The sequence below is a fragment of the Nocardia sp. CA-120079 genome (assembly GCF_050955745.1).
GTDB lineage: Bacteria > Actinomycetota > Actinomycetes > Mycobacteriales > Mycobacteriaceae > Nocardia.
The window spans coordinates 2,775,749-2,802,701 of sequence record NZ_CP192088.1 but is presented as its reverse complement, the minus strand read 5'-3'; the positions used below and the strand labels follow the sequence as shown (position 1 = coordinate 2,802,701).

At 64.5% G+C, this 26,953-nt stretch carries 1 protein-coding gene (only partly in view); it reads left to right on the top strand.

The features are described 5' to 3' along the window. Positions 1 to 26,953, top strand: the end of a protein-coding gene (locus ACQPYR_RS12705) for an MFS transporter (protein ID WP_433631484.1). The gene continues 29,246 nt to the left of window position 1, outside the view; the window shows 26,953 of its 56,199 coding nt (coding positions 29,247–56,199); its start codon lies beyond the left edge, outside the window; it ends in the stop codon at positions 26,951 to 26,953.

Here is a 26,953-nt window from a genome sequence, read left to right as displayed (position 1 = left end):
CGACCCGCCGCGGTCGCCCGACGAGATAACGCGCACATATCTCGAGGCGTTCCAGGCCCACCGCGAGTTGCTGGCGGCAGCTGAGCGGGTCAATGCGTTGGATGCCGAGATTCGGCTGCTCGACAAGGTCGACGCGGCCCGTGGCCATGCCGATTCGACAGCGGCACAAGCACAGGACTTGGAAGCCGTGCGACGCAAGCGAGACGAGGCGGCAGCCGAACTCGCGCAACAGCTCGGTGTGGACCAAGCGGTATTGGGCGCGTGGGTCAGCTGGGTAGTCACCTTCCTCGAGACCAACGGCACGCAAGACGACGACCCCCGACTCCACAACGCCAAGCAATTCGTCGAATTCCATTCGCGGACAAAGGCCGCCGAGGAAGCCCGCGTCCTGGAAGACCAGCGCGGTCGGCTCGACGCCCTCGCTCAGCAGCGACAGGCAGCCGAACTGCGACGGGAACAAGCCCGCGCGGTGATCGGCGCCAAGGCCGATTTGGTCATTCTCGGGCTGACCAACCCGGCACAGCCCGATGAACTGACCGCACCGGAGTGCGTCGCGTTCCAGCGCTGGGATCAGCAGATTCATAATCTGGACAAGCAGCTCGGCGCACTCGCCGACGATATGGTCGCCCCGCGTACAGAGCCGCGGCCGGTGCTGCCGAAAGATTGGGCCGCGGAGCATCCGGAACTGGATCAGATCGCGGACGGCGCGTGGTATCAACTGTCCACGGTGCGCTCAGATGTTTCCCAGGGCGGCGAAGTCGACGAGATCACCGCAGCCGCAATGGGTTTCGATTCGCTTGATCGGGAGCAGCGCTGGGCACTTGTTCCCCAACCGCACGACGACAAGCGGGCCTTGCCCGCGCGCTGGCGCGACCGGATCGTCCGGTTGGGGATCACCCGGGAGATGCTGGACAGCGACCTGCAGCTGGCACTGCAACAGCCCGATGACGCGGATTCGATGGCGGCGCTCGAGCTGCAATTCGAGCAGGCCGATTTCCTTCGACAGCGGATGCGGCTGGAAGCGGCGATGCTCGGCATGGCCGCCGCGGCGGAACTCGCGGCCGATCTACCCGGACACCCGCGTGTGCACGTCTTGGACTACTACTCAGGACATTTCGAAATACCGGCACATTTCGAACTAGCCATCGGGGATGTCGATGTCGCCGACGAAGTGCATATTCGAGTCTTCGATCAGAACCTCACCGCGGCGTCCGTGATCGCCGCGGTCGCGCAGTCGGCGCAGGATATCGCGGCGGCCGCACGCGACAATCCCGGAAAACGAGTCGCCTGGGTGCTGCGCATCACAGGTGGCGCCGGTGTGGATCAGGCCCTGCCGGCGCTGACCGAAGATCTCGTAGCACGCAAGCGAATTCGCGACTATTACGCCACCCGGCCGGGTGGGCGGACGCCGCTAGCCGGCTTCCATCTCGTCTCCGGGCACGAGGGTGCCGACGAGTTGGTACTGCGTGCGAAGCAGAATCCCGAGCTGGCTGGCCTCCTGCTGGAAACCCCTGCGCCGCAAACCGATTCGACGACGCGCGGCGACGGGTCGGTCGGATTCCGAAGCCCGGACGGGCCACCGGTTTCCTGGGACGACTTCGCGGTGGCATGGCTCTTGGAAGGCGCGAACGCCAAGGACTGCGCGCCCAGCGTGAGAGATGTGCTCGAACGTGAGGGCCTGCCGGTCCGTCGGCGGCCGGATCAAGGCCCGCCGGGGGAAATGTACGCGGAGGAGTTCAGCTGGGCGACGAGCGCGGGGTGGGTGCCAGGTGGTTTCGTCGCCGACCGGTACGGCACCGCGCGCGACAAGGTCGCGGACTTGCATCGTGGCCTTGGTCCCGGAGCGCGGGTCGCGGTCGTATTCGACCGTCCCGGCGGCCTCGGCGCACACATGTATCTGACGAAGACCGATGAGAACGGCTATGTCTGGGAACGCGAACTGGTCGGCTACGATCCCCGCGAAGAGCCGCTGGAGTACCGTCCGCGCGAAGAACACTGGACGCGGTACGAGCGCGGCACACCGGACGAGCCCGGTGCGTCCTACTTCGGGGTCGCCTTCGTCCCGAACGACGACGGCACCGGCCTTCAGCCCATCCCCCGGTTCGACCCCGATACCGATCCCGCGGCGATCCCTGGCGAACCACTCGCTGACTACCCGATCCACCCGATGGGGTCCCAGGACGAGCCCGACGACAGCACCCCCGAACCCGCCCCGCCCCAGGCCCGGACCCCGTCTCCGACCACCCAATCGCCGCACGAAACTCGCGGAGCGCCAGCACCACTAGCCACGCCAGGCGGTCGCACAGATGTGCCCACTGATTCCGCGGCTGTGCCCAACAACGACACGGTGGCGGAAGTCACCGCTGTCGACGCAACGGAATCGTCGGGTCCGGCTCCGAAAAGAACACCGTGGAGCAAGCGCCGATCCGCCGCCGTGAGTGCCGCACCGCAGGAGCCGGAACCTCACAACTTCAGCAGGCCAACGCCATGGAGCGGTATCCAACCCGCCGCCGCGCCGACAACCCCGACTCCATCCAACAACAGCCCCGCGCAAGCCGACATCCACCAAATGTCAGACACTCGAATTCGGCTGCTGATCGATGAGTATGTTGCGCAGGGCCATCCGGAGCAGGCGGTCGCGGTGCTGCGGGAACGCTTCGCGCGCAACGTATTCCCGGTGATTCAGGCGCAGGTGCCTGAATCTCGGGTGGCCCAGCAAATTTTCGACGATGCATGCGCCCACGCAATCAGACGTCTCGACCAGATCAACGAACGAAGCACCGTCGAAGAATGGGTCATCCGCAATACCGGAAACCTGCTCAACAGATACCGTCTCGACTCCGAATTCTGGCGCCGAATCCGGAACTTCGTAGTCCGTGGCGCCGGGATAGCATCGTCCGACCCACTGTGGGCAGTGCTTGCTGGAGCGAATCCTGCGCAGGTACGCCAACGCCTGCACGCGCTCAACGCCGACCGCCGACAACTGCTCAGTCGATTCGACCCGAGGCGTAGCGATGCCCCGCCTGATCCGGCAACCGAGCCTCGTGCGGTATGGGCTGCTGCCCGGGAGTTGGTCCTCGCGGTCGCCGAAAGACACGGTGTGCATGCGCAGCTCCCGATGTCACCGCAATCGCGGATGACGGCACCGTCGGCGCCTCCCGATCGCGGTGTGCTGACCGATCGTGAGGGTGAAGTGCTCGACCTGCTTCAGGAGGGCCTGACGCATACCGAGATCGCGGCGAGGCTGCACGTGGATGAGCGGACCGTGAAGAATCACCAGGCCAACGCCGCCGCGAAGCTCCGGACCACCGGCGCGGTTCAGACGGTCATGGAGGCACGGCGCCAAGGATTGCTCACCAGGCTGAACCCTATCCCGTCGCATATGGTCAGGCTGTCCGCCGAGGAACTCGAAATACTTCGTCTGATGGCGGAAGGCTTGTCGGACATAGAAATCGGAGCGCGGCTCGGAATCGTCACCAGAACAGTAATCCGCCGCCGAGAGCGCATGGCCGAGGAATTCGGGGTGCAGAAGCGAACCCCGCTATTGATGAAGGCGCTGCGGATGGGGGTACTGGATACACAATCGCCGCAGCCGGGCACCACGGCCCCGATGCCCGCGAGGCCCATGCCGTCCGCGACTGCGACCGATTCATCCGCGATGCACGTCGAATCACCCTCTGCGCCAATCGGTTCCGAGACCGGCGATACCACCGTACAGCCAGCCGCCCGCATATCCGAACCAACCGATTCGCGCGGGGCCGATCAGTCAGCAGGCGAGTCGGTCGTGACGCCGGAGGTACGCACGGTCGCGCTGACCGAAGTCGAGGCTCACACTCTTCGCTTGGTAGCGGACGGCATGTCACGCGCGACCGTAGGTGCCGTCCTCGCCATGGCGCCGAGGAGGGTCGATCGGTTCCTGTCCCAACTGGCAGAGAAGATCGGCGCCAACGGCCCCGTGCAGGTGATACCCGCTCCGCTGGAGGCCGATCGCACGTCGAACCGCATGTCGCCGCACCAACTCGAAAGGCTTCGCGTCGTCGTCGGAACCCTGCCGGACACGGCTGATGGCCGTTCGACGACAGTCTCGCCGAACGCGGTGCAGGACTTCCGGATTCATGTCTCCGCCGAACGCGAAGCCGAGCCGGTCGAAGCACGCGGCGTGGCTACAACGGAAACCATTGCCCCGCAACAAGACGCGCCCGCACGGCCTGATGCGGCGCCCGCCGAGCTGACCGAAAGCGAAGCACATGCCGAAGCAGCATCCTTCGCCGACCGATCCGACGAGCCGCGGATAATCGGTCCGCGACAACCATCGGCCGCAGCCAGTGCCGCACTGCCCGTCCCCGACAGCCCCGCCGCCTCGGCGAGCGCGCCCGCGAGCGCGCCGGACGCCGAGCCGGTCCAGGCACGCGGCGCGACCACAGACGACGCACCCCCCGACGAAATGGCCTTCCATCACCCAGGCCACAACCCATTTGTGGACAAACCCCACCGCGCCGCGGGTTTGAACCGGCCGAAGTACCTCTTCGACCAGGGCTTGGGCCACATCGATAACGACCAGGTTCCGGGCGACCGTGTGCCGTGGAACAACCCGAAACAGCTGCACCGCGGGCCGAAGCCAGCCACCTCCGAATCCGCGCCGGAGCCCCCGTCGGGTTCCGGGACCGATAGCGGCGTCGGCTCCGGCGGGGACGCGCCAGGTTCCGGATCGGCCGATCTCGACCCCGACACCAATCCTGTGCTCGCGGCGGTCCTGAATCCAACGGGAAATCCGGCCTTCGACCGCATGGAGGCGCGGCACTTTCCGCCCGTTTTCGAATTTGCGATGCAAGCGCAGCTCGACGCGATCGACGATATCGTCGCGAACCCGGGTCCAGCACCCGCGGATACTCTGCGCAGATTTGCCGAGTCGGGCCTGCTACTCGGCGCGGTGAAGCAGCTTTTTTCTCAGAAGGCGGCAGTGGACCGGGATCCTGAGACCGCATCCCTGGAATCCGAGATCGCTGAACTGAATACCGCCCACGACAGAAAGGTCCTGGCGAGCAACTCATTGCTCACCCTCTTTTCCCGAATGCAAGCAAGCGTCTACGACTTGGACTTGAGCGCGCGTGAGCGATGGTTTGTGTTGCGCATGGAAAAGCGACTCAAATACGCCGGAGCATATCTCGAGGCGTGGGAAAAGCCGAGAATCCTCGAAATAGATTCCGAGGTGTCCGGACTTCAGGCCGAATACAAGGCGAATCAGATCAACGCAGTCGACGCCTTCGAGATCCACGTGACCGATGTCGACAAGTTGAACGGACTGCCCGCCGACAGAATCGACAATGCCAGATCGCGCGCAGGGGAGAAGGGCGGTTACTCGCTGTCCAAGCCCGCCGCGATCAGCGGCGTATGGTACCCCGACCTGGCGTGGCTGACAGATCGTGCGATGCGGCAGCAGGTTTACGAGAAGGTCTCGACACAATGTGTCGGCGGAGAGCACGACAACTCGCAGAACGTGTTGGATCAGGCCAAGGCATTCGGCGAACGCGTCGAAATGATCGGGTACCAGAACTATGCGGAATACATCATATCTTCGGGGATTTTCGATTCCGTTGAAAATATAAAAGAAATCCTGCACGCAATCGCGCCTACCGTGACGACGGTAGCCCGCAGCGAACATCGGCAATTCGCCGAGGCACTCGGAGTGGCGGAGACGCAACCGTGGGATTCGCCGTACGCAACACAATCCCTGCTCCGCGCACGAGTCGGGATCGACGAGGAGAAGATCCGCGAGTACCACGAACTGGATCGCGTACTGAACAATGGCGTGTTCTTCGTGGCTCGAAAACTATTTAGACTCGTCATTACCGAGCTGCACGGAGCTGACAAACCTCCGGTATGGCACGAGGACGTGCGCGTATTCGCGGTGATCCACCAGCAGGGGCAGTGGCTCGGGCACATTTACTTCGATCCCTATTCGCGCGAGGGTAAGAACGGCGGAGAATGGACAGACCCGGTCCGGCTCAAGTTCACACCGACCGGCCAGACCCCGCTGATGGGCGTTCACCTGAACATCGACACGCCGCTCGACGGTGGGCCGGTACTGCTGAGCCAGTTCGAGGCGGACGCACTATTCCACGAGTTCGGGCATGCATTCCATTTCATGCTCAGTGAGGGCCCTTACGATCCAGCCAACCGTCACCTGGTTTTCGCTTGGCTCGAATTTGTCGCCAAGGTATTCCAGCGCTTCCGGAAGCATCCGGATGTGATAGCAGAATTCGCCGTGCATCATGAAACCGGCGAGCCGATTCCACCGGAGATGATCGAAAAGCTCGAAGAATGGACGACGGCCTACCGCGGCGTTGCCACAGTTTTCCGGATGGCGGGTGCCATCGTCGACCTGGCGTGGAGCTCCCTGCCGTCCCAGGAGGTGCCCTCCTCACACTACGGCGAGGATCCTTCGGAGGTGGTAAGCGCTTTCGAAGAGGCCGCGTTGGCGGAGTTCGGACCGTTCCGCGAGTTCGGGAAGCTCTACCCGTCCCAGTGGTTCCGTCACATATTCGCTCACATGGGCGGTTTCGGTACATACTTCGGGCAATTCTGGTCGTATCTGCTGAGCGATATGCTCGCCCTGATGGTCTTCGCGCAACATATTGATCCGATCCTCGAAGAACAGAATGGACTTACGCCGAAGGCCGGAAACTTTATCATCGACAATGTCTTTGCTACGGAAGAAACAAATCTGGCCGAGTCATTGCGCCGATTGATCGGACTGAACCCCGATATCGAGTCCTTCCTCGCCGACCAAGGCCTCCTGTGGGCACATGCCCTGCTGAAGCTCGACCCGCAGGCCACACTCGAATGGCTGACCAACCCCGATATGCGCCCGCTCGGAACCGATATCGAGTCGTGGTGGACGTTGTCGCTGAGCCCGGCCGAGCGAGCAGCGGTGATCCGGGCGTACCCATCGGAAGTTCTCGCGATGGATATGACGCATTCGCCGGAGACCGTGGCCGCCGCCGATCAGCGACGGATGAAACTGCTCGAATACTCACAGGAGACCCAGACCAGCGAGCTCAGTCCCGATACACCCCGCCCGCAACCAGCACCCCCTGGTGGTGGACAACCACCCCGCACGCCGCCAGATACATCGACCAATACATCGGTGGCAGCAGACCTGGCGGCACCCGATGTCGACGGCGGTGGCAAAAGCCAGGGCGACGAACCTGGCCCACTATCCCGAACACCCACAGCGGCCCCCGCGCCGCCCACCGGTGACGAAAGTGGCTCGACCACAACGGAAACACAGCCCGCGTCCGTTGGTGAAACAGCACCGCCCACACCCTCGGAGCGCGAGGCCGAGGTACTGCGACTGACCGCCGAGGGCAGATCGGACACCGAAATCCTGGCGGCCATGCGGTTGTTCGACCAACGCGTCGGCGAAGCGCACGTCGTCCGCTTGGTCGCGCAGGGACAGTCGCGCGGGACGATCGGGGCGGTGCTGGGCATGTCGCCGAGCCAAGTCGACCGGTTACTTGCGCAGCTGGCCGATAAGTTCGGGACCAGCGACGCGGTTGCGGTAACACCGCCGGTCGGCGATCCCGCCTCGACCGAGGCGCCGACGAATCTCATCGAGCTGTCCCCCAGCCAGCTGGACATGCTTCGTGTCGTGGCCGGGGCCGTTTCGGGCACGACCGACAACGATTCGACGACGGTCCCCCCGGACACGTTGCGGCACTTCCGAACCAAGATGGACGAACACAATGCCGCGAAAACACGGACTGCGAACGTACCCCGGACCGAGCCGACCGACCGCGAGCGAGAAGTACTCCGGCTGGCCGCACAGGGGCTGTCGTTCAAGGCAATCGGGAGGGCAATTGGCGTATCGGACAACACCGTACGCAACGACCTCGACAACCTGGTGGCCAAGCTCGGTGCCCCCGACCGAGCAGCCTTGCTGGACGCGACGCACCCCTTCCAGACCGCGGACATCGACAGCAGCTCATCTCCTACCGCGGCTGCCCGAACCGCATTGTGGGCGCGCGTCGCCGCGCTACTCGCTGAGGCCACCCCGCCGGACCCGGCAGACACGCGCGACGATGCGGCCGGAACACCTTCCACCACAGAGGAGTCCGCCGATCAGGCGAACGCCCGCGATACGTTTACCGAGCAGGAGATCGCGGTGCTCGGCCTGGTCGCACAGGATTGGCACTACCGGGACATCGCAGCACACCTAGGCGTTTCACTCGGTTTCGTAGGGACAACCATGCGGCACGCAGCGCAGGAATTCCGCACCGATGGCCGAGCCGCGACGACCGCTGAGGCGCTACGCAGAGGATTCATTTCCTCCGCTACAGACACGCGCGAAGCTGGAGAGCACAGCGCCGCCCAGAGCGAGACCCAGCCGACTGTCGAAGACACGGCGCCGGACAACCACGGCGCACCCGGCCCGCAAACGCAGGCTGCGACGCCCCCTAGTGGCGGCGAACCACCCCGTACGACGACAGACACTCCGCTGGTCAGCGCATTGGACTTGCCGACACCAGCCGATGAGGAGTTGGTGCGGCAAGCGCTGGAAAAGCTCGGACCGGACGCCACGGTCGCCTGGCTCACCGATCCGGACCAGGCCACCGACCACGAGACGTGGTGGGAGGACGAGCTGATCGCGGATGAGCGGACGGCGCTCATCAAAACGAATCCGTCCGCTGTGCTCGCCATGGATATGGCGCATGAACCCGAAACGCTCGCCGCCGCCAACGAACAGCGGCTGAAACTGCTTGTGCATTCACTGTCTTCGCGACCGCGAGAAGACCTCACCTATACCGAACAACAACAGCTGCGGTATGTCACGAATCTGTTGGTGGGCCTGGCTACCACGCGACAGCGGCCCGAAGACATGGCGGCCCAGCATCGGGTCTGGTTGATCACGTTCGACCCGGACAGCCTGGTGAGCCGTGTCGGACTCCAACAGCGACTGCCTGGCGACGGCACCGATCAGTTCTGGAATCTACGTGTCGGTCCGGACGACACGACCTGGCCGGACCTGTTGTTCGAACCGGGCCCGGATGACCAGGCCATGGCGGTGCTGCCGGGCCGCCGAGAGCGCGGCCCCGAGCTGGAGCTGTCGGTGGGCCCGCGCGGTGTCGATGGTGTCCGGCTCAGCGACGCCGAGCGTTTGATGGCCAGCCTCGGAGCCGGTGCCGCCCTGGTCGAGTGGCTGCAGCAGGTCAAGCAGTGGCTCAGTCCCGAGCAGATCGCGGATATGGAGTCGGCCGCCATCGAGCGGGTCCGGCATTCGCTCGACAACAGCACCGGCGAGGTTCTCCTCACCGCGCAAATAGTCGGAACGACCACCCATGGACACCGGACGCTGCTGCTCGAAGTTATCGACAACGCACCTGAAACGCCTGTGACCCAAGGTATTTCGGTTGGAGGCACGGCCGCCCGTACCGGCGTCGTGCGATTGGCCGATGCCAAGAGCACATGGCTGGAATTACACGAATCTCTCGTTCAGGGGCTACTACCCCCTGGCGTAACCGGAGCCGAAATTCTCGGGGAACAACGTGTCCGCATATTCGGCAGGGACGATCCGGAATTGGCGTGCGCCGGCGATGCACTGCACGCGGCCGGTTTCGCCAGGCCCACCAGCAGGCGGCAGACCGAGCACGGCTTCGTCTATGAATATTCCCCCGCGCCAGAAGGCGCGCTGGTCGCCACCGTCGTGCAGTATGCGACCGGGCGCCCGATCATCGAAGATTCCGTGGTGATGTATGCGGCGGCGGTCGTCGCGCTCGAAAGCGAATACGAGACAATCACTATCGCCACCCATGGTCACCATCAGTACGTAATGCCCCGGGAGAACCCGGCGGAATTCGTCGAAGAGCATTACGCCGGGGCGCTCGATCCGGAGGAGTGGGCGTGGGTACGCGCCAACAGTGACGATGCACCCACCGACCAGGCGGGCATGGTGCAACTGTCACACAACGGCGTAAACCTGATATCGCTGCTGCAGGCGGCCAAGCGGGCTGTCGACCAGACCGTCTACCGGTATTTCGATATCAGTGGAATCTTCTTCCGCGATTACAACGTCCGCATCGATTTGGACACCGGCGACTTCGTGGCACACCTGTCCCCCGACCTGGTGACCGTGTTCGAACTTCCGGAAACATTCCAAGGCAGAGTCGCCGCCCGCGACGGTGTCGCCCTCGCTGTCGCCTGGACCCCGCGCTCCAGTGATACGCCCCCTTCCGCAGCAACGGCGCAGGCCGGCACCGAGCAGCCGAGCGCAGCGCCCGCCGCGTCACAATCGAAGCAACAGCAGACCGCGGTCGATGCGACCACCGAAACCGGTGCGCTGCAAGAATTGATTCGCGATGTCAACCCGTTGGGCGGCGAAAACAACTGCGCGGAGTGCGCGATCGTCACCGACCTCCGGATCGACGGCCGCACGAATATGGTTGCGGCGCCGTCGGAAACGGGCCGAACCGGTGACCACGACGCCGACGGTCGCTATCACCTGCCCTTTGTCGAGGCGCACTACCGAAACACATTCCAGCCCGTCCGCAGCTTGACCGACGTCGAGGAGGAATTGCTCGACGGCGACCATCTGGCTCGCGGCATCGTCGTCTACTACGACCATTCGCTACTCGATGAAAACCGGCTGCCAACGGGACATGCGGTGAACGTGGTCAACGACCACGGCACGATCCGCTATCTCAATGGCCAGTACGGCCGAGATGTCACGGCCGACATGCCGGCAATCAGCGATCGACTGAGCCCGGCCGACGGCGGAACCGACGGCCAGCCGACGATCGAAGCGTATTTCATCCGAACCGACGGCTACTACACCGGATTCCGGCGCGGCGCACCGCATGTCAGCGAACCAGCCCCAGGCATGGCCGTAGTCGGATCGAGCGGATCGACAAACCAGGAACCGGACGACACCCGTCCTACGCCGCGCGCCACCGCGGCGACCGAACGCGAGACGGCCGACCCCGAGCCGCCCACTGTCGATGCCCCCGAGGTTCGCTCTGACGAAACGCCTACCAGCACAACAGAACCAGCAACCGATGGCACACACCCCGACCTGATCACGCTGTGGCATACCGCCGTCCCGCGATCGAGTGTCGTCATGGTGGCATCGCGGCTGCGCGAGGCGCTGCTTGTCCCGGAGCAGTTCCTCGGCACCGACTTCTTCGATCTGCCTCGGGAAGTGCAGTGGGACGGTCTGCAGTCGGCCGAGGTGGCGCTTTCTCTGGTGCTCGATGCGGTGCGGTCCGGAGTCGATATCGCCGGTACCGAATTCCTCGAGCGAGCCAGCGGCAAGGTGCACGACGGTTGGGTCCAGCGAAACTGGCGTACCGCCGCCGACGAACAGCGGCTTCCGTATGAAGATCCCGGCTTCTCCGAAGAGCAGCGGGAACTGGATCGGGAAGTGGTGCGCGCGGCAATCGGCCTCGTCACGGTGGACCGGCCGATATCCCTGGGCCTGGACACGCAGGTATCCGACCCGTTCGCGGACTGTGCCACTGCCGCTGAGGTCGGTGCGGCATTGACGCGCATGTATGGGCTCCGGGTCCTCGGGTTCGACAACCCGGAATTCGGTGTCGAGTCGGCCAGGGAGTTCGCGCGGGCGGTGCACGCGATGTTGATCAAGTACCCCCACCTCGAATTGCATCAGATCGGATTCGGATCTACCAACAGAATATTCGCGGCAAGCGACAATATCGCCGGGAGCGACGAAGGATATTCACCTTATACACGATCGATTACGCTGAGCGAATCGATCATCAGCAACCCCACCTTGTTCAAAACCACCTGGGGACATATGGTGCGGGCCGGGAAAGCAGTCGGTTCAGTCGATCAACCGGAACGCGGACTGATCCTGCGCGAATTCGGCTATATTGTCGAGAATGCCGGCCGAATACGCGATAACAGCCACGCAAGCGCGGCATTGAACGACCACTATCGAGTCACGACCAACGACTATTCCCCGATCGAAGGTTTCCGAGCATGGCGGGACGGCCAGTTCCGGGCCTACGGCAAGGATAAGAGCGGCGAGTTCGATATCGCCAACGCCAAGGCTGGATCGTTCGCGGCGATGGAGCACGATCCGGCCGCCACGACAATGCCGGAAGCGATCCTCTATCACGCGTCGGTTCGCGCCGCCGCGGCGGAGGCCAACCTGCGGAATCAACGGCGCGCACTGGCGGCGGAATATCACCCCGTGTCGCCCGCCGAACAGGCGATCAAGAACGCGATGATCGCAACAGTGCGCGCTGAGCGCGGGTTTGGGATGATCGGTTTCGATAACCCCGGAATAAGGGCACAGACCGTTCGTGAAATAATCGACGGCACTATTCATATGGTCGGCAGATTCCCGGTGATCGGCAAACCCGAGTTCCTGGTCACACCGCTGCGGGAGAATACATTCGCCCATACGCTGCCGAGCAATGTCGTCGAATTCAACGAACAGTGGGCCACCGCGCCAGAGCTGCTACGGCGCGAGACGGCCGCGATGGTAGCCAACGGGGGTTGGCGCGCCGACCTCGATCGGGTGTGGTATTGCCTGACCATCCACGAGTTGACGCACCGGCTGCGCAAGATCATGGCGGGCAATACCGAGTCGGACATTTTCGCGAAACTGCGCGAACACTTCCCGGGAATTCCCGGAGCGACCGACGACGGTTTCCTGCATTTGCCGCCGGGCGAATTCAGCACCTACGGGTCCACCACCACGAATTTCAAGCTCGAGGAAGTCGTGGCGGAAGCAACCGTCGCCGGTGAAGTCGACGGCCTGACACCCACAGCAGGCGAACGCGTGGTACACGAGGCCCTCGTCGAACAGGCCGCCGCCGAGGCCGAGCGGCTCGGTCTCACAACCGAAGCCCAAACGGTCGACGATGACGACGACAGTGACGGCGGCGACACCACGCCACAACCGGACCCGGAAATTCCCCCGAACGGGCCGACAGGCGGGACCGGCGCCCTGCGGCCGCCGGCAGCAGACCAACCCGCGACGCCGTCGAAGCGCGAATCCGACGGCCACGCCAGCACAGCTACCGGACAGCCGAAGGCACAGCGCAACACCGTCATCGGCTACGGAAACGTCGGAGACCCTTGGGATGGCGGAGAAGTAAAGCTGGGGCTGGAGCGCAACAAGCAAGTGCCCGGCCTCGCGCCGTTCCCCGCCGACGGCGGTGGTGCGGCCCGGCGACGTGGCCCCGAAGACGCGGGCGACCCCGACGTGCACCCGTCGGCCGCACCCGCGAAACCGCCGAATTCCGAACCCGAGGCAGCCGGCCAGGAGATACCGCCGGAACAGCTCCGCGAGCAGGCGAAACAGCTTGTCGCGCAGGGCCTTACGGAGGAGGCGGTCCGCCTGATCCAGGAACAGGAGTTCGCCGCCAAGGTTCTTCGATGGGTATTCGCCAACGTCAAGGACGACCGGACAGCGCGCGATATCACCGATCAAGCGTGCGTGAATGCGGTCGACAGCTTAGGCAAGATCGGTACGCGCGGCGTCGAGGAATGGGTCGTGCACAACGCCCGAATCCTGATGGCCGAGCATCGCAAGTTCCTCTGGTTCCGACAGCGGGTCTGGGCACTGTTCGTCGCCCCAACCGATATCGATGAGCACGGACCCACCAGCCGGGCGCTCGCAGCGGCGGATAGAAAAACCATCGATGACCATATTCACGCCGCCCTGCGCCCCGACCAGCGGAAGAGGATCCGACAGCTGTGGCCGCTGCAACCCGGCACGCCGACCACGCAACCACAACGACCGACCTACGCCGAGACCCGCGATCTTCCGCTGCGAACAGCGATTCGGTCCCTGGCGACCGCGATCGCCGAAGCCGCCGGGGTCGACACTGCCGCCGAGGCGAATGAGCAAGCGGCGCAAGCAGTACGGGCCAACCCAGAAACTCCCGCCGACGAGCGCTTGCCATCGGTCCGTGAATTGACCCGGGATCGACCGAGGCTGGAACAGATGCGCCGGCAGCGCGACGAACTGCGCACGCAACTGGCACAACTCGGCGGTGCGGCGCTCACTCCGTTCAGCAGAAGGCGAGTCGAGCTATTTCAGATGAAACTGTGGGATCGCCGACGCGCGAGCGCGGAAGTGTCCTCGGAAATCGAGCTCGCGATCAGTTCGGCCGAAAACTTCATGGCGCTCGACGCGCTCGTCACGGCGACCGACGCGTGCCTGCGCGTAATCGAATCGGACATCGGCGAATCGAGCGTATCGACGACCACGCACGAATTCCGTTACCGCTCATTGATGTCGGCCGCGGAGTTCGACGCTCTCTCGCCCACGGAGAAACACCGGATCGCGCAGAACGAATTGTCCGAGGGCATAGCCGATTTCCCCGATGCCGCAGCAGCCGCAGCATACATCCGGAACCATTCCGAGCGCGCCGAGCTACGAACGGCCACGGTCTCGACGGTCAATCAATACCTGAGCACGCCACCCGGCCACCGGGCGCCCGATGATCCAGCTCGGCCGCAAATCGCTCGCACCGATGCGGCCCTGGCATCCCACCGTCTTCGCGATGCCGTCTGGCTGGCCCTGCCGATCGAACTCGACGACGTCGACAGCGCGGATCCCAGCAGCATGCGGGGCGCTATGCACACCGTGCCGCTCTATTGGCAGGGCGAACTCGTCAGCACCCCGTCCCCTCGGTACCAAGGCCCCATCGTCGCGCATGCGCGTGCTCCGCATGGGACTCCGGCACTGGGAACCGAATCGACCTCCGAAGCGTCGAACACCGTCACCGCTCGCGACAGGCGACTGGTGATCACCCGCGCTTTCGTCGACAAGGGCCAGGTCCAGGTATACGGCTACCTGTTGCCCGACGAAGGAAAAGGCTGGGTCGGCGACTACATCCCTGATCCGGCGGCCCGGTCCAGCTCATCGATCACCGGCGGTCCCGAGATCGTGCCCGACGGTCGAGCGGAGGAATCCGGCTCCGCGGCGCCGACTCGTGCCGGATACAAGTCTGTGACCCCATCGAACATCCCGTCCGACGATGCGACGGAGATCGATCTCGTCTGGCCGACGGTGGACTCCGACGGGCAGTTTGTCGGGCCCGATAATCTGCCCTACTGCACCGACGACGAACGCGGCGGTCAGCCCTTCCTGTTGACTACCGCAGGAAAGTTCGTCACCGCCAACGCCTTTCACGACGAGCTACTCGCCGCATATGTCGCGCAGGGCGGTTCGATCGACGAGCTGAGCGGCTTCGGAACCTGGAAGATCGATGGCCAAGCCACCGAGGTCATGGTGTTCGATCAGAACTTCGGCGACTGGAACGCCGACCCCATGGTCCCCGCACAGATTCTGGGTGCACTGCTGCGGAACGGCGCGGACCTCAGCGCCTGCGCCTTCGACAAACTCGGCGCCGAACGCCAGGGATTGCTGTGGCGCGGCTTGGGAACCCAGATACCGGTCGCCCAACTAGTTCGCGACCACGCCCGCGACGCCGACAAGCTGTTCAGGGGTTACGGGGTCAGCCCGCAAGCCGAGGGCGAGGATGTCGTCTTCTGGGTGGGACGCACGAGCACGATGTCGACAGGCGATTCCGTATCGATAACATTGCCGATCGAGCTCGTCGGCGGCGGCTCGGTCATTTTCACCATCACCCCGCACGACGACACCTTCACAGCCCACAGCTCTGTCGACCTGGGAGCGGACCGGCAGCGCGGCAGCGCGGCGGTCGGGGTGCTGCACGAAAAGCTGACGACTTGGCTCGCCGACTCGGGCATCTCATGGGCCGAGAACAGCGGCACCGCACCCGGGCGGGCGGGCCAGAAGGAGTCTCAGCCGGGCGAACCGCACGACAATCACGATCTGATCGCGGGTCCCACGTTCGGACGACGAGGCCTGCCGGAGCTACCGGTGTGGTGCGTGGTCGCGGCGGATGCGGGCGTCGACGTGCTCGAGGTACTCGCCGCGGTCAAAGGCATACTGCCGGAAGGGGAATCGCTGCGGCGGGTGCGGGCCGCCGCCGAACACCGTGGGCTGCCGTTGCCGCAGCAGACGGCAACGGGCGCGGTATCCGAGTTCCCCGTGGCCACGGCCGAGGAAGTGGCACAGGCGGCCGGCGTGCACGACTCTGAGGTTCGAAAGGTACTTTTCTGGCAGGAGCCAGTGCACCAGCCGCAGGAACTCCTGATACTGGCCGCAGCGGTGCAGTTGCGTTGGCCCGGCATTCCCGCCGTGCTGCGCAACGTGCTGGCCCAGCCGGACACCATCGCCGACGAATCCGGCGTCTCAGCGGAGACGATTGCCACGGTGCTGAACGGGAGGCTGTCGGCCCTGTCGGGAGACGGGCTGAAGGTGCTGAACGCCATCCAACGGCTGGCATATCCACATCGCCGCAAGCCCGGCCCACTCGGCCCACTCGGAATCTTGGGGATATTGTCGCTGCTGATGGCCGAGGCCGGGTCCAGCGGGAACGGCGCGGGCCGGCTGCCCGCCGCGGGTGACAGCACGCGGCAACGACCGGTTGAGAGGCTCACGGACGATTCGGACACCAGCACGCCCGGATCCTCCGATACCGTGCACAGCAGGGAATCCAGCGACGGCACCACCCCATGGACAGCGCTGAAACGCCTCGTCGGCAACGGCTTCCGGCAAACAACCGAGGCCCCACCCACGAGTATGCCCACCGAGGCGGATGTCGAGGCGATCGAGCAGGAGATTCTGGATCGCCCGGAGCTATTGGCGCTGGCCGATCCGGAACCGACAGAGGCCGAGAAGCGCCTGGCCGCTCAGGCGATTGTCGAACTGCAGCGCTATCTCGGCCCGGACGCGACATTGTCGTCGCTGACGGCACCGGTGGATCCAGATCGGTTGATCGAGGATTCGTGGTATCGCGCGACCGAGGTGTCGCAGTGGTGGCATGCACTGACCGATGCGGAACAGGCAGCGATCACCGCCGTGCATCCACATCAGATCGGCAATGCCGACGGGGTTCTGTACGCGGCTCGAGATGTGGCGAACCGTCGATCGATCACCCGAGATGTCAACCGATTCCTCGAGCGCAGGCCAACCGGCCGACGGTTCCTGCGCCGCACGCTGTCCAAACAGGAACACCAGCATCTGCTCAATCTCGTCACGACGCTCAAACAGCTGGCGGCCATCGTCGACGACGTGCGCGATATCGGTTCTCCCCCAGTGCAGTTGATCGAATATGACGCGACCGCCTATGACGGCAACGGCAGCATCACGGTGTCGATCGACGATGCCGACGCCGCGTCGATCGTGTCCCGCCATCTCGGTGGACTCGGCACCACACTGCGGACACTCGGGAAGCGAGCGAAATCCGTACTCGCACAGCATAAGACCTCGCTGCGGCACGCACCCGATACCAGGCAAGCCGCCATCATCGATATCGGCTACCACCACCCGACCGCCGTCGACGAGGTGCGCGCCTCGATACTCGCCGAACGGGGCGGAGATGTCGTGGCGGCGGGGATCGTCGCCTACGACGCAACACGCACCGCCGCGGCTGCGCAACCCGGAGGCGCCGCAGTTCCACAATTGCGTAACCTGGTCGCACACAGTTACGGGTCCACCACACTGTGCTTCGCAGGCCGGGGCGAGCGCCTGGCCGACTACTTCGACCAGGTGATCCTCGTCGCCTCTCCGGGCGCGGGCCCGATGGAAAGCGCCGATGATTTCGGTATCGGCGACAACGTGTACGCGTTGGCCGACGACCGCGATCCGGTGACAAAGGCCAGCGGGGAAACCTCGGATCCGGACAGCCGATACTTCGGCTTCAGCCACGGCAGAAATCCGGCGGGCCCCTGGGGCGCGATCCGTCTCGCCGCAGCGGCTCCACCGGAAGTTCGCGACGTCATACGGATCCATCAGGGCTACTTCTCCTATCGCGATCCGGAGAACCAGGTGCCCTCCACGGCGTTGAACAACATCTCCCTGGTGTGCGCAGGCCTCGCTGCCCTGGCCGAGCGCGTGCCGCATCGGCTCGGTGATACCGGCCCCGGCCGACTCCGGGATCTGGTCTGGTGGCGAACCGCGAATTCGGTCGCCGATGACAGCGACGGCGCTGTCGACTTCGGCCCCGCACAGGAAAACCGGCAGCCCCCGGGCGCAGCCGACAACCCTCAGGCACCGCAACCCGCTGGTGGCGTGGGCCAGACCGATGGACCGGCCATGGGGACCGAAACCTTCGACCACGCCGACGTGAACCCCTTCGATCCCCGCACCGAACGCCACCGCCTCGCCGGTGCGAACCCGGCACGGGAAGCACTGAAACGAACACTCGCGTTCCACACCGATCAGCACGACAACGACCCAGCCGACCACCGGCTGTGGGACAAACCCTCTGCCACGCCGCCCGGCGACAGCGAAGAACACGCGAACAGCCAACCGACAGCTCACCATCGAGACGACCAGCCTATGACCGGCGAGGTGACGCCGGAGCAACTCAGGCAGTTGGTCGAAGGGCATGTCGCGCAAGGCCATCGGGAGCAGGCGGTCGCCCTCATTCGTGAGCAGTTCGGCGCGCAGGTATTTCAGCTGGCTGAGCGGGCCGTTGGACGCTCATCGGCGCAGGAGATCGCCGACGAAGTATGCACGACCGCGATCAAGCGGTTCTCCCAGATCGACAACGACGTGGGCATCGAGGAATGGGTAGTTACCATCGTCGCCAGAAATGTTGTGGGACAGCATCGCCAGGCTGCCACGATCTGGCATCATGTCCGGAATTTCGTCATCCGGAGCGCCGGGCTGGCGGAGTCCGATCCACTGATCCAGGTCTGGGCCGACGCGTCTACCTCGGACGTCCGGGGGTGCCTCAACGCCCTTACAGCCGATCGCAGGGGTCGTCTTGTTCGATTCGCAATGGCTGCGGCCGGGGTGAAATCGGTCGGGGCGATTCCGCCCCGCATGGTCTGGGACGCGGCCCGCGAATGGGCTGTCAGGGTTGCGGCCGCAGGAGGCACCCGCGCGCAGCTACCCACTTCGCCGCGGCCAGTTCATGACGAATCCACTGACGAGGTCGAAACACGTACTCCCACAATAGCTTCAGCCCCGTCCGAAGCGCCGGATGCGCACCGGGAACGTACTCCGATACAAGGGGACCTGACCGAAGTCGAGGCCGAAGTGCTCCGTATGGTCGCGGCGGGCTGGACCACCGCTGAGATCGCGAACGCTCACGAAATAGTCCCCCGCGCCGTGTACTCCCACATCGAACGCATCCGGGGCAAGCTCGATACCCGTGGCGATCGGGCGGAGCTTGTCGCGGTGGCCAAGCAAAGACACATCATTGGTGACGACGATCCGCCCGCTACGCCGAAGAAGCCGCGCCCGGTTGAACCGCCGGTGGTCCACGAAGTGCCCGCCGCGGAAATCGCTACGGCGTTGGCCCGCAGCCTCATTCTCGACCGGCTGCCACCGGTCGTGCGGGAAGCGTTGGACAACGATCGGCTTGCATTAGAAGAGTGCATCGATGAACTCACCGAGGCCCAGCGCGCCTGCCTCGATCACCGATTCCGGCGCGAGGAGAGCCTTGCGACCACCGCGAAGGAGCTGGGCAGCAACGTAGGTGCGGTCAAGGTGATGCAACGGGCTGCCTTTCTGCGCCTTGCTCAATTGTTGGAGGCGGACGCTGGTAACGAGCCGTTGCAGGTGGTCAAGAATGCCTTGCTCCACGATCGAGCGGCGTTCGACACGCACTTCGCTGAACTCGGTGAAAAGCAGCAGACCGCGATCGAGCTGCGGCTCATCCAGAACCAACCGAAGCGTGAAGTCGCGCGGATACTTGGGTCGGACCACAGAAACACCTACTACAAGGCCATCCAGCGACTTGCTGCGCTACTGCTCGGTGACGCCGGGCCACGCAGGCAGACCGAAACGGGCACTGGTTTCGCGGCTGGCGCCCACACCGACGGTGGCCACGGCGTGGGTGACCGTTCGGCCGCCGGACCGGAGAACGGCCAGCAGAAACGCGAACCCGGAGCAGTGTCGGAGAACCGGGTTTCGGCTCCGCCGTCCGCGGGGGGTGAGACGCGAACCGATTCGCCGGGTACGGCCTTCGGTCGGATCCTTCCGGAGGCGACCACAGCGGAGGTGATCGGACGTGGGTCGGCCGCGGTGTCAGAGAACGGGGCGTCGACGCCACTTCCCGAGGAAGCAACGATACGCGCACGTGGGATCGCACAACCGTCCTCATCACGTGAGCCCGCCGCTACCGTCGTCACACCGGCAGAATCGCCGGCGGATCCAGCCACGCAGACCGATCAGTTCGCGAGCGAGGCCGCACGGCACACTCCCGAGGCAACGACCCAGCCAGCATCTTCGGATTCTGTCCAGTTGAAAGCGGAGTTGCTCGCTCACGGCTTCGATTACATCGCTGATCTGCCGGAGCCCGCGGCCGGCGAGCCACGGGGCCGGGCCTGGATCGATAGCCCGGAACAGCGAGCCTGGGAGCTCTCCTGGCTGGCGGAGCGCAGTGCTCGATTGAGCACGCTTGCCGCGATCACTGCGGCCTCGCTGGAGGCGGCTGCGCTACTGGGCCTGCCGAATTCGGCACCTGGCGCGCTGCTTATCGTGCAACATCGGCAAAAACTGCCCGACGTGCTGATCCCGGTCTGGAAGTTTCAGACCCAGACCGAGGACGGATCGTCCAACGTCATCGCCCGGACTGCCCGCGCCCTCTCCCTCGACGAACTTCCGCAATATCCCTACCTCCCGTTGGTGGCGCCCAGGCCGCTGCTCCCGGCGGAACACGACTGGCTGGCGCCACCCCTGCTCACAGCCGCCGAGCATGCGCACTGGAATCAGATCCAGCGGGGCGGGGTGTTCGGACTGCACTTTCCGGGCTGCCGGCTGCTCGTGCGCCAATCACCGACATACCTGCGCACCCGACGTACGGCCGATGTCCTCTATGAAGACCATCTCGCTTCCCCATCGGTCGACAAGAAGTACCTGAACACGGTTGTCGAGCCCTATCTGCTGGGCGAGGCCCATGAGATACAGGCAAGTTTCGACGGTGCGGTATCAGCCGAGGATCGGATCGGTCGGTGGTTCGCGACCACCGTGGCGGAAATGCTTGCGGCGCCATCCGATTCCGCACCCGAGCTACTCCGCCAGGCCCTCCGAGCGCAGCAGGGCCGAAGCGCCGACACATTGTCGAGCGAGGATCGAGCAGTACGGCAATTCGTATCGACCGTGCGAGATCTGCTGGCCGGAGAGCACGATTTCGGTCGGTACCTCCACCACCGGGGACACCCCGAGACGCAGGCATTCATCCACGATGTCAGGGATGCCGTCCGGCGGCGCGGCCCGCGAAACACCACCATTGCTGTGCCGTTCATCGACAATCTGATCGGATCAGGGCCGACGGCGCCTGAGGATGCGACGGGGGCGCGGCCTCCCGCGACAACGAGCATCCCGGACGCGGACCGCCCGGTCGTCGAGGCGTTGGACGAAACGCACGGATCGCTGCGCCATGGAGCTGATCCCGCAATAGCGGCGCGAGAACAGGATCCGGACACGGCCACCCCGCCCTCGGCCGAGGACAATCCAGCGGACGCGGAACCATCGATATCGAGCACCAGGACCCCGACTGTCTCGACCGGGCCGGACAATGCCGCGAAACCGCGCGGCGCGGGCGGCACCAACCCGCCCGGGCCGGTAGTACCCTTCCACGAATTCGACGTACGCGAGGCACTCGATCTGCCCGCCCGACGCCGACCGCAGATGGGCAGGCCCGGATTCGCCGGAATCCCCGACGGCGGAGTTGTTTTCCATCATGACCCCGATAACGGACAGGAATGGGGCCCCGCTGCACCGATACCGCAACCGCCGACTCGGGCCGCCCGCGGCGAGGACAGTTCGAGGCCGAAACCCGATGCAGTCGAGAATATTTCGTCGCCAAGGCTGGCATCCGATCCAACCGGCGACGAGCCGGGTGACCGGACCGTTTCCGAGGCGCAGACGGAACCTGACGTCGGCGAGATCGTCGAACCAACCGGCAAGTCCCGAGGGTCTCGTGTCGATGCAGAGCTGCTGTGGGTACTCGACGATCGGTTGCTGCGCGCGAAGCTGGAGGCGGGCTTCCCCGCGATTGCGACCTTGGTAGACGCACTGAGTGCGGCGATTCGGTCCGGTCGGCTGGCCCCGGGTCAGCAGCTGCCGTCGGCGGCGGGACTCGCCGAGCACTTCGGGTTGTCGCAGGCGACGGTGGGGCTGGTATATAAGCAGCTGAAGAACGAACTGCTAGTGGTCGGCCGCCACGGCTCCGGGACTGTGGTGGCGTTGACCGGCGCGCGGCCGGACAGCCGTGAGTCCGGCGGTGATTCGGATTTCACCGTGCGTGGGGTGGTCGATTCCGCGCGGGTGCGAGAAATACTCGAGAATTGGTCGCGCAGTGCCGAGCGGGCGGTTGATACGTGGAATGTCGCGCTCCTCGCGGAAGGCTTGCGTGCGGCCATCCTCTCCGAAGAACTGCTGGTGAACTGGAGAATGCCCCCGTCCGCGGACCTCGCACCTGCTCTCGGGGTATCGAAATCGACTGTGGCAAAGGCATATCAACGGTTGCGCGACGAGGGGTTGATGACGATCCGCCACGGTGCGGGCGCCGTCGTGGCGAATGGTGATGAAACGCAGGGGGGCGGCCGCGCGCGAACCGGCCCGTCGCAACTGCTGTCGCGTGCAGGCGGCGGTGTCACAGAATTCCTGACCGGCACCGACAGCTGGACGGATAGCATTGCGCCAGAACGCTATTCGAACTTGACCTGGCGCGACGTCGCCGATTTGACGGACGTGCAGCGGCTACTCGAGGACTGGGGGTTCGGCGAGTTGACGGCGGCCGGCCTGCCGGACTTCTTGGCACTCGCGGATGCCTTGCGCGACGGGATAATCGAGGGCAAGTTGCGTCCCGGCCAGCTGCTGCCACCAGATCGCGAACTCGCTGAGGATCTCGGGTTGTCCGTGGAATCGGTGACGACGGCGTACGGACTGTTGCGGGACGGGCGGTATGTTCTGATCCGCGCTGGCATCGGAACTGTGGTGGCGAATTCCGGCAGGTGGTCGGATGATCATGAGCCTGGCGATGATTTGGATCTCGGTCCGCGCACGGTGGTCGGTGTGGCAGATCTGGTGGGGGTACTCCCGGACTGGTCTTCGAGCACACTGCCAGAACGAGTTACCCCGCGCATCGCGATCCTCGTCGAAAGTTTGCGTGCGGCGATCCTCGACGGCAGGGTCCCGGTGGGCGGGCTGCTGCCGCCGGCTGACGATGTTGCCAGAGCGCTCGAGCTGCCGTCGCCCAGCGTTGAGTACGCCTATCGCTTGTTGCGCGACGAGGGACGTTTGGCGATCGAGGGGCGTCCGGGGACCCATGACGACGTCAAAACCTGGGTGGCCATGGGTCCCGATTTCGTTGCGGGCGGGCAAGTCTCATCGGCGGGACTGCGGCGGCTACTCGGGGATCGATCGCTCAGCGGGGCTGGTCTCTCGCCGAGTGGCCCGGATCTGTTTCGGACGTTGCGGAAGGCGATCCGCTCGCGCATGCTGCGTGTGGGCTGGCGGCTCCCCTCGACTCGGGACTTTGCCGCGGAGCTCGGATTGTCCGCGCCGACAGTGTCTCGGGTATTCGGACGGTTGCGCGACCAGGGGTATCTGACGATCGACGGCGGCGCAACAACGGTGGTGAGCCGGCTCGGAGCGGAGGAGCCTTCGCTACTCGGGGACTGGGCGGCAATGAAGACCGTCATTGCCGCGGGCTGGGATTCGGAGACGAGTATCGGCGAACGGCTCTACACCGCGTTGCTGGCAGGGGGCGGGTTTGCGGATTCCGATCGCCTGCGAACGGTGGTGGCGCGCGCGGATAGGAAAGCGATGGCAACAGCCCTTGTGGAGCGCAGTCGGTCGGGGCGAATCAGTATTGCGCGGCTGTTCGTGCAGCGTGCAACGGTGGATCAAACGGCGCAGTCGCTCGGTTTGAGCGACGCGGTGCTGCACGATGTGTTGCGCAACTCGCTCATCGGGTTGGTCGAGTCGCTGACCCGTTCGGCGAACCTCACGGCCGCCGACACCACCGATTCCGAATCCGATGCCGACACCCGCGCGGCCGACAACCCTGAGCCGCCGACGCACCCGCCGCACGAGCCTACCGACGACGCGTCCCCAGAGGCGCTCGCGGACACAGTGTTTCGCGAAGTGCTGCGTTTGGTGGGTGTGGACCAAGTCGCCCACAGCATTACTGCCGAGGCATTCGCGCAGGCGGGCGATCACGATCCGGCAGCGCTGGTCACCCTTGCCCGGAAACTGGCGGTGGAACATGTGCGGCACGCGCGGTTCCGGCAGGCGATGCTGTGGACCTTCATGTCCAATGGCATGGACGATTCGAACCCATTGGTCCGAGCACTGGCGGGAGCGGATAGACAGAAGTGGGACCGCGGTTTCGATGCTCTCGAGCCTCATGAGCGCGAATACCTTCTGCTGCAGTTCTGGGAAGGGCTTCCTGAAGTCGTGGCAGCGGACACGGTGTACCTCGGCAGGAAGCCGCAAAAGTCGGTAGCGAACACGATCAGTAAATTGGCGAGGTTTCTCGCCGCCGACAAGTCGTCCGCCAGTGCGGACATCGACGCACCAGAGGGTCCGGAGGACGCAAGCGCGAACCCTGTACCAGGCCTCCTGCCGATCGAGGAGTATCGGTTTCTCGGTGGGACAGCAGGCGTGGACATGCCGGACGACGTCGCCCTGGCCATTATCGAGAGAGCGTTGCCATCACTCGCCTCGGCGATGAAAGGAAATTACAATCTGAACATTCGCGTCGGCCAGTTCATGGTGCGCTTCGCCAAGTCCGGGGGCGACGGCATGGATACTCGTGTCGAGAAGGAATGGCGGGTGCTCGAACTGCTCGCGCGATATGGTGTCGGCGGCGGGCCACGGGTGTACGTACCACGGGTGTTCAAGGTGCTCGACGGCGTCGAACTGCCCGATGGCAGCCGCATCGATGGGGTCCAGATCCAAGGATTCGTGGACAATGCCGAACGGTTTGCCGATATGGCGAATGCTCCGGTCGACCAGTTGGTTGCCGCCATCCAGGAACTACACAGACAAATGCGTCCCATCCCACTGGGATCGGGCGACCCGGTAGACGGAGAACCTCAGGATGATCCCGGAGAATTCATACGTCAGCTGGTCGACGAACAGATGAAAATCCTCGAAGCCGCGCTCCCTGAGTTCGGTGCGATACTCGATGAGTTGGAAGTACCTCGGAATCCGTTCGAACCCGTCATCAAATTGTCGTGGTTCCTCGATTTCGTACGGAACCGCTTACTGCACACGGACCTGCATTTCGGTAACATTCTCTTCGAGAAAGTTTTCCTCACCGTCGAGGACGGCCGCATAACCGTTTTGGACTGGGAGCTGGCCCGACCTGGGCCCACCAGCTTCGACTGGGCCCGCCTCTATCACCTGGAAGGTGTTGGCCCGTCCGGCGGCTCTATATACATCATCCTTCTGCAGATCCAGCGAATAATCCACGACATCATCCGACTGACGCGCGCGGCGGCTTTCGGGCTCCTCACACCGGGACAGATTCAGTTCGCCCATACCAAATTGAAGCAGGCTTTCATGACAGCCCGCGCAGAGTGGGGACACTCGCAAGGCCTTCCCGCCGCACCAATCGGTGACGCGATCGGCGTGTACGACCCGCCCCCAGCACAATGGACCGCCCCGACTGTTCAACCGGCGACAAGAGCAGAGCGTGCCGAGCCTGCGACTGCCGAGCCGGAGACCGCTGGCGCTGCGTTTGCCTCCGCAAGAAACGAGGCTCCAGCGCCGACCACTACACCCGCAGCCCAAGTTGTCCCCACGACGCCATCGACAGTCGAGATCGCAATTCCGGATCTCAGTGCCACATTGACGCAACTCGAATCCTGGGCTGGTCGCCTTCCCGTTGACGAGGCCCGACAATTGATGACTGACCTGCGTGCCAGAATCACCGCCCACTTGGCGGCGTTCGACGGTGGCGAGCCGCAGCCGCAGTCCACAACCGAGGAGTTGGCACGCGCGGCACGCGCCCTGAACGTGCTGGTCGTCAAATTAACTCGTCGGCTCGCCTCGAATGCCCCCGGGCCGGTTTCCGACTACCCCTCGCTTTTCGAGGTCGCGCGGTACCTCGCGGATCACCTGCAGACGGCACAAGAGATCGCGGCCAGCGCGAACGCGGTGCGGGACAGCGTAGGGGCCATGATCCCTCATCCCACGGATCCCCACTATGTGACCGAACTGCACGCCCTGCCATCGATACTCGGACGAAACGCTCAGTTCGTCGAGCGGGCAGTGGCGGCTGTCCCCTGGGACGAAGAATCCGCCTTGACCGGAGATTCCGATCTCGCGGAAACGCATCGGGGACCGGTGGCTGCGGCTCACGCCCGAGTGGCATCCGACTGGCTGTGGAAGGAGATCCGGTCCTGGTCGGACGTTGCCGACGGCTACTTGGCGATGCGATGGAGGAATGGATTTTCCCCCGTGCTGATCCAAGCCTTGCGGTCGCTGCCCCAAAGTGCGACGGAATTCGCCCGCGCACGGCGCGGGTCGGCCCGAGATTTCGCCACCGCGGCCGAGCCATACTTGTCGGGCCGACTCGAAACCGCAACGTACTACCTTGTCAATACCAGCAACTACGCGGTCGGGCTCGATCTCATTCGTCAAGCCGATGAAGCGCTGGCCGAGATCGCTACCCACCTGTCATCGCACCAGGCGCCGCAGGATGCCTCGGCCGCAATACACCAGCTGCACATCGAACTCGATGAACTCTTCGAAGACCTGCCGGTCTATCTGCGTGCGGAGAGGATGAACCAGGTCACACTCGATTTACTCCTGGAAAACACACAAACCCGGGAGGCGATCGAACAGACCCTGACGCTACTGCGCCGGATGGGCACCCCACCGAACGCCGAGGATATGGATTCCGGAAGAGTCGATTGA